A 5,727-nucleotide genomic window follows, 5' to 3' on the forward strand; every position below is an offset into this window, starting at 1 on the left:
GCAGCAGTTGCAGCGTGCGCGCCTCGCCGGGCTCGAACACCAGCGGCTCGGAGATCACGACATCGGTCACCGTCCGCGCCGCGCCCTGCACCACGCGGCTCGCGGCCAGCGCCATCTCGAGGAAGCCGGTGGCCGGCAGGATCACGCGGCCCTGCACCTGGTGGTCGGCGAGGTACGGCAGGTCATCGCCGCGCAGCGTGGTCTCGAACTGCACGACATCGCGCAGCGGCGAACGCAGCCGCGTGCCGAGCAGCGGGTGGCCGGTCGGCGTGCCGCTGCGCGCGGCGGCCGGCGGGCGCGCCTGGAACCAGCAGCGCTCGCGGCGGAACGGGGTCGACGGCAGGTCGGTGAGGCGCGTGCCGCTGGCCGACCAGACCGCGCGCCAGTCGATCGGCGCACCGGCCAGGTACAGCGCGGCCAGCGATTCGGCGAGCTGGTCGGCATCGGCGCGGCCCTTGCGGAGCGTCGGCACGCGCACCGGCAAGTCTTCTGCGAAGTTCAGCAGCGTCGGGTGCGGGCCGACCTCGATGCAGATGTCCGGTTTCAGCGCAGCCAGCGTGCGCAGGCCGTCGGCGAAGCGAACCGCCTCGCGCACATGGCGGCGCCAGTAGGCGGGGTGCGTGATTGCGTTGGCACCCGTCACTTCAGCGAGCTGGCCGGTCAGGTTGGACACCAGGCGCAGCTGCGGGCGACTCATTGACGTGGCCGCTGCCGCGCGCTCGAACGCCTCGAGCACCGGGTCGACCAGCGGCGAATGGAAGGCATGCGAGACCGRCAGCTTCTGGCAGCGCACGCCGCGCGCGCTGAAGCGCTCGCAGACGGCATCGACCGCGGCCGCGGCGCCCGAGACCACCGTCTGCGCCGGCGCGTTGACGGCGGCGATCGACAGCTGCGCGGCGAACGGCGCGACCGCCTCGGCCACGTCGGCCTCGGCGGCGAAGATCGCCGCCATCGCGCCGCCGGCCGGCAGCGACTGCATCAGCCGGCCTCGCTCCGCGATCAGCGCGAGCGCCTGCGGCAGCGTCATCACGCCGGCCAGGCAGGCCGCGGCGTATTCGCCGACCGAATGGCCCATCACCAGATCGGGCGCGACGCCCCAGGCGGCCCACAGCTTTGCGAGCGCATATTCGATGCTGAACAGCGCCGGCTGCGTGTAGCGGGTCTCGTCGATCGCGTTGCCTTGCTCGGCGAAGACCACGTCGAGCAGCGGCTGCGGCAGCACGCCGTCCAGGGCCTGCGCGCAGGCGTCGAGCGCGGCGCGGAACACCGGCTGCTGCGCGTAGAGCGAATGCGCCATGCCGGCGTACTGGGCGCCCTGGCCGGTGAACAGGAAGGCGATGCGCGCCGGATCGCGGCGGGTGACGCGCTCGGTGCGCACGCCCTCGGCCTCGCGGCCCTCGGCCAGCGCCAGCAGGCGCTCGCACAGCTCGGCGACGGAGCGGGCGAGCACGGTGGCGCGCTGCGCGAAGCTGGCGCGGCTGATGGCAGCGGTGAAGCAGAGGTCGGGCAGTTCGCCGTCGGGGCGGCCGGCGAGTGACGTGGCGAAGCGGCGGGCGGTGTCGGCGAGTGAGGCTTCGTCGCGAGCGGAAAGCACAAACAGCTGAAGCCCTTCGACAGGCTCAGGGCGACCCTTCGACAAGCTCAGGGCGAACGGGTTCTCGCGTCCGGGCTCAGAAGGCGCTTCCTCGATGACCACATGCGCATTCGTCCCGCTGAACCCGAAGGAGCTGACCCCCGCGATGCGCCGCCCGCCGATCGGTTCCCAGTCCATCAGCGACGTCGGCACCTTCAGCGGCTGGTCGCCCCACGCGATGTGCGGGCTCGGCGTCTTGAAGTGCAGGTGCGCCGGGATCTGCTGCCGCTGCAGCGACAGCACCAGCTTGATCAGCCCGGTCACGCCGGCCGCCGCTTCCAGGTGGCCGAGGTTGGTCTTCACCGAGCCGATCAAGAGCGGCTGCGACGCCGCGCGCCCTTCGGAGAACACCGCCCCGAGCGCCTGCACCTCCAGCGGGTCGCCGAGCTGCGTGCCGGTGCCGTGCGCCTCGACATACCCCACCTCGTGCGGCGCGATGCCGGCGCGCGCCAGCGCCTCGCGGATCACCGCCTCCTGCGCCGGGCCGTTCGGCGCGGTCAGCCCGCYGCTSSGKCCGTCCTGGTTGASSGCGCTGCCGCGCACCACCGCGAGSAYGCGGTCGCCATCGGCCTGCGCATCGCTCAGGCGCTTCAGCACGACGACGCCGCAGCCCTCGCCGCGCGCGAAGCCGTCGGCTGCCGCATCGAAGGTCTTGCACTTGCCGTCCGGCGACAGCATGCGCGAATGCGACAGCGCGATGTACAGGTCCGGCGACAGGATCAGGTTGACGCCGCCCGCCAGCGCCATGCGGCAGTCGCGCGCGCGCAGCGCCTGGCAGGCCAGGTGCAGCGCGACCAGCGACGACGAGCAGGCGGTGTCGAGCGTGACGCTCGGCCCCTGCAGCCCGAGCAGGTACGACAGCCGGCCCGATGCGATGCTGTGCGCGATGCCCGACGCGAAGTGCGCATCGAGCAGCCCGCGGTCGCCGGTCGAGAGCTGCATCTGCGCATAGTCGTTCGCGCAGACGCCGACGTAGACGCCGGTCGCCGAGCGCTCCAGCCGGTCGGGTGCCTGGCCGGCGTGCTCCAGCGCCTCCCAGGCCACCTCCAGCAGCAGCCGCTGCTGCGGGTCCATGCCCTGCGCCTMGCGGCGGGTGATGCCGAAGAAGGTCGGATCGAACCCGTCGACCGGGCCGAGGAAGCCGCCGCCGCGCGTCGCGATGCGGCCGGGCGCTTCGGGATCGGGGTCGTACAGCGCGTCGACATCCCAGCGCTCGCGCGGCAGCGGGCCGGTCGCGTCGACGCCGTCGCGCATCAGGCGCCAGAAGCTGTCGGCATCGACACCGCCGCCGGGCACGCGGCAGCCGAGCCCGATGATCGCGATCGGCTCGCGCGCCGCGCCTTCGAGCGCGGCCACTTTCGCCTGCGCCTGCTGCAACGCGAGGAAGGCGCGCTGCAGCGGCGTCAGCGCGGTGGTGTCGGCGGCAGGACTGCTCAAGACCCCTCCAATCGGCTCATCAGCAAGGCTTCGATCTCGGCGTCGCTCATCGCCGCGACGGCTTCGACGGATGCATTCGACACTGCGGCGGGTGCCGGTTGGTCGGCGACCACCACCGCGGCCTTCGGCAGCACGCGATCCAGCAGGTGGAGGGCCAGCGCGTCGATCGTCGGGTGGTCGAACATCAGCGTCGCCGGCAGCGGCTTGTCGAGGCCGAGCCCCAGCCCACCACCCAGCTGGTTGCGCAGCTGCACCGCCATCAGCGAATCGAAACCGATGTCCATCAGCCGGTCGGCGCGGCCGGGCGCATCGGCGGGATCGAGGCGCAGCACGCGCACCACGCGCTCGCGCACGAAATCGCGCATCAGCTCGGTGCGTTCGCCGGCCATCGCGTCCAGCAGGCGCTGGCGGAAGGCCTGCGCCAGCTCGGCCGGCGCGGCAGCAGCAGCACGCTGCGGTGCGGCCTCGGAAGCAACGTCGGTCGATGCCGCCCCCACCGCATCGCCCGGCACGCGCGCGACGATCACATGCTGGCCCAGCACCTCGGCCGGCGAGCCGGCGGGCGGCCACGCGCCGGCCTCGTCGAAGCCTGCATCGCGCAAGGCCTCGAGCCAGCGCGCCGGCGGCAGCAGCGGGTTGTCGCCGCGCAGGTCGTCGGCGAAGTGCTGCCAGCCTTCGATCAGGCCGGTCGTCATGTCGAACCACGGCAGGTGCGTCGTCGACTCGACCAGCACCAGCATGCCGCCCGGCGCGAGCAGCCCGCGCAGCCGCTTCAGCGCGGCGCGCAGGTCCTTGCTCGCATGCACCGCGTTGGCCGACACGATCGCATCGACGCTGCCCGGCGCGAAGCCCTGGGCCTGCGGATCGGCGTCCATGTCGAAGCGGCCGAAGCGCAGGAACGGGTACGCCGCGAAGCGCTCGCGGGCCCGATCGAGGAACACGTCGGAGACATCGGTGAAGTGGTACTGCGCGCGGTCGGCCGGCAGCGCCGCCAGCACGGCGGAGCTGGTGCCACCGGTGCCGGCACCGACCTCCAGCACGCGCAATGCACGACCTGCCGGCACGGTTGCGGCCAGCGTCTCGAAAGCGGCGGCGGCAAGGCCGTTGATGTAGCGCATCGTCGCCGAGCGTTCGTAGAGGTTCTCGGCGAGCTCGAACGAGCCCTGCGGGAACAAGGTCTCGAGCGGGCTCTCGCGGCCCAGCAGCACCGGCGCCACCAGCGATCCGCAATGCCGCACGTAGGCGAGCAGCGGCTGGTTGTCGGCGAACAGGCGTTCGGCCTCGGCCCACAGCGCGGCCAGCGGCGGCTCGGCGAGCGGCGCGTCGGCGATGAAGGCCTCGCCGGCGCGCCGCAGCACGCCCCCCGCCACCAGGCTGTCGAGCCAGCGCGACACCAGGTGCCGGTAGCTCGCGCCGATGCCGCTGCGCTGCATCAGGCCGTCGAGCGTGTGCGATTCGCCAGCCGCCAGGAACAGGCCCGCCTCGCGCAGCGTGTGCGCCGCATGCGCGCTCGTCACGCGCGCCAGGCAGTCCCACTTCGCCGGGTACGAGGAAGCGTTCAGGTCCAGCGGCCCGCGCTCGGCCTGGCGCGACAGCGCGGTGCTGACGCGCGACCAGCGCTGCGCCGCATCGACCGCCGGCGCGGCGTTCTCGCCGACGACGTCCATCCAGTGCCGCCGCGCGCGGAACGGGTAGGTCGGAAGCGCGACGCGGCTGCGGCCATACGGCGCGTCGAACGCCGCCCAGTTCACGTCGGCGCCCGCCACGTACAGGCGTTGCAGGCTGGCGAGCAGGTCGGTCCAGTCAGCGCGCTCGCGGTGCAGCGACGGCAGCCATTCGACCGGCGCGCCGCCGGCGCACTCGGCGCCCATGCCGAGCAGCACCGGGTGCGGCCCGACCTCGATGAAATGCGTGATGCCCTGCGCCAGCAAGCCCTGCAGCGCCTGCGCAAAGCGCACCGGCTGGCGCATGTGCGTGAGCCAGTAGTCGACGCGGCCGATCTCCGCCGCACCGATCGGCGCGCCGGTGACGTTGGAGACCAGCGCGATGCGCGGCTCGTGGAAGCGCACCGTCTCCAGCACGCGCCGGTAGGCCGGCAGCACCGGCTCGATCAGCGCCGAATGCGCCGCATGCGGAACGCGCAGCAGCTTGACGCGCACGCCGGCCGCCTCGAGCCGCTGCGTCGCCGCATCGACCGAGTGGCGCGGGCCGCTGATGACGAAATGCTCGGGGCCGTTGTAGGCGGCGATCGTCAGCGCGGCCGGGCCGTTCGCAAGCTCGGCCTGCACGACGGCCTCGGGCGCGAACACCGCCGCCATCGCGCCGTCGGCCGGCAGCTCGTGCGTCAGCCGGCCGCGTTCGATCACGCACTTGATGCCGTCTTCGAGCGACAGCATCCCCGACACGCAGGCGGCCGCGTACTCGCCGAGGCTGTGCCCCAGCAGCGCGACCGGCTCGATCCCCCACGACCGCCACAGCGCGGCCAGCGACACCTCGATCGCGAAGTTGACCGGCTGCGCCCACACCGTCTCGTTGATCGGCGAATGGGCTCCGGCGGGCGTGAAGATCACGTCGAGCAGCGGCCGCGGCAGCAGCGGCGCCGCAGCGGCGTGGCAGGCGTCCATCGCGGCGCGGAACACCGGCGCGCTGTCGTACAG

Annotated in this window: 2 protein-coding genes; both read right to left on the minus strand. The window is 73.2% G+C overall.

Features of this window, described 5'->3' with window-relative positions; translation table 11 throughout:
- Positions 1–3,070, minus strand: a 3,070-nt coding sequence (locus AC1D15_RS15675; RefSeq protein WP_477826693.1) for a type I polyketide synthase, incomplete at its 3' end; no start/stop codon positions are given.
- Positions 3,067–5,727, minus strand: a 2,661-nt coding sequence (locus AC1D15_RS15680; RefSeq protein ID WP_477826694.1) for an acyltransferase domain-containing protein, incomplete at its 5' end; no start/stop codon positions are given. The genes AC1D15_RS15675 and AC1D15_RS15680, both read right to left, overlap by 4 nt.

Source organism: Rhizobacter sp. P2_H2 (assembly GCF_056403375.1).